The organism is Cellulomonas sp. ACRRI (genome assembly GCF_022346185.1).
Classification (GTDB): domain Bacteria; phylum Actinomycetota; class Actinomycetes; order Actinomycetales; family Cellulomonadaceae; genus Cellulomonas.
Window position 1 is genome coordinate 1 of the sequence record NZ_JAKRMS010000250.1, and the last position, 1701, is coordinate 1701.

General features: G+C 78.8%; 2 protein-coding genes. Both read right to left on the reverse strand.

What is annotated here, in order from left to right; all coding sequences use genetic code 11:
* The coding region (locus MHY85_RS20950; RefSeq protein ID WP_239200382.1) for a twin-arginine translocase TatA/TatE family subunit at nucleotides 1–361 on the reverse strand (361 nt) is incomplete at its 3' end.
* Nucleotides 362–431: 70 nt separating this feature from the next.
* On the reverse strand, nucleotides 432–1701 hold a 1270-nt coding region (locus tag MHY85_RS20955), incomplete at its 5' end, for a S1C family serine protease (protein WP_239200384.1).

A 1701-nucleotide genomic window follows, 5' to 3' on the forward strand; every position in this document is an offset into this window, starting at 1 on the left:
GCGCTCCGGGGGGCAGCGGCGTCGTCGCGGGGGCGGCGCGGCTGGCGTGCGCCGCGGTGCCGGCGGCCGCCGCCGCGGCGGCGGTGCGCGCCCCGGCGGGCGTGGGCTCGGGGTCGAGCAGGGCGTCGCGGACGATCCGGCGCGGGTCGTACTTGCGCGGGTCGAGCGCGGCCCAGTCGATGTCCTTGACGTCGTCGCCCAGCTCCTCGTCCACCCGCTGGCGGGCGTCCGCGAGGAAGTGCCGGGCCTGCTTGGTCAGCCGGGCCAGCTGCTCGGCGTACCCGGGGAGCCGGGTGGGGCCGATGACGATCACGGCCACGACCAGGATCACGAGGAGCTCGCCGCCGTTGATCCCGAACACGCGCCCCAGGCTACCGTCCGGGGCGCCCCCCACCTAGCGGTCGCGCGGCCGGGCCCCGGGCGGCCCCGGGTCAGCCCTGGGCGGACTCGTCGAGGACGACGCGCACGTCCCGCTCCGCGCCGTCGGCCGCGCGCACCCGCAGGGTCACGGCGTCCCCGGGCGTCCGCGCGCGGATCGCGACCACGAGCTCGTCCGACGCCGTGACCGGCCGGCCGTCGATCGCGAGGATGACGTCCCCCGCCCGGATGCCCGCGCGCTCCGCGGGACCGCCCGGGGTCACGGGCTGCTGCCCGCCCTGCGGCTCGGCCGAGACCTGCACGCCCTCCCCCGCGTACGACCCGTCGAGCAGCACGCCGATCACCGGGTAGGTGGCGACGCCGGTCTCGATGAGCTGCTCGGCCGTGCGCCGCGCCTGGTTGGAGGGGATGGCGAACCCGAGGCCGATGCTGCCGCCGCTGGTGGCCGAGGCGCCCGGCGGCTGGGCGATCGCCGAGTTGATCCCGACCACCTCGCCGGCGGCGTTCACCAGGGGCCCGCCGGAGTTGCCGGGGTTGATCGCGGCGTCGGTCTGGATCGCGTTGATGAAGGCCGTGTCCTCGGCGCCCTCGCCCGCGGCGACCGGGCGGTTGAGCGCGCTGACGATGCCGGTGGTCACGGTGCCGGCCAGGCCCAGCGGCGCGCCGATCGCGACCACCGGGTCGCCGACCTGCACCTGGTCCGAGTCGCCCAGCACCAGCGGGGTCAGCCCCTCGGCCTCGACCTTCACGACGGCGAGGTCGTAGTCGGACGTGCTGCCGACGATCGTCCCGGGCAGCTGGGAGCCGTCCGCGAGCAGCACGACGATCGACGAGCCCGCGCCGGCCGCACCCGCGACCACGTGGTGGTTCGTGAGGATGTATCCGTCCTGCCGGAGCACGAGACCCGACCCGGTGGACCCCCCGGACGCGGACGACACCTCGATGGACACGACGGACGGCAGCACCGCGGCGGCGATGCCGGCGACGCTGTCCGGTGCGCGGTCGCCCGAGCCGGTGCCCACGGCGGCGGGCAGGCCGGCGTCCGCGAGGTGCGCGTCGTCGCGGTCGAGCCGCGCGCCGAGGACGCCGCCGAGCAGCCCCGCGCCGAAGGCCGCCACCACGAGCCCGGCGACGACGCCGAGCGGCAGCCGGCGGCCGCGCCCGCGTCGGCGGCCCCGGGCCGGGACGCCGAGGTCGGGCATCGGGGGCGGCAGGACGCCGGGCGGCAGGAGCGCGGGCGCGGGGGCCGCGGCCGGGTCGGTCGGCAGCGGCGCCGCCGCAGCCCCCGTCCGGGTGGGGCTCGCCGGCCCCCTGGGGCGCGCC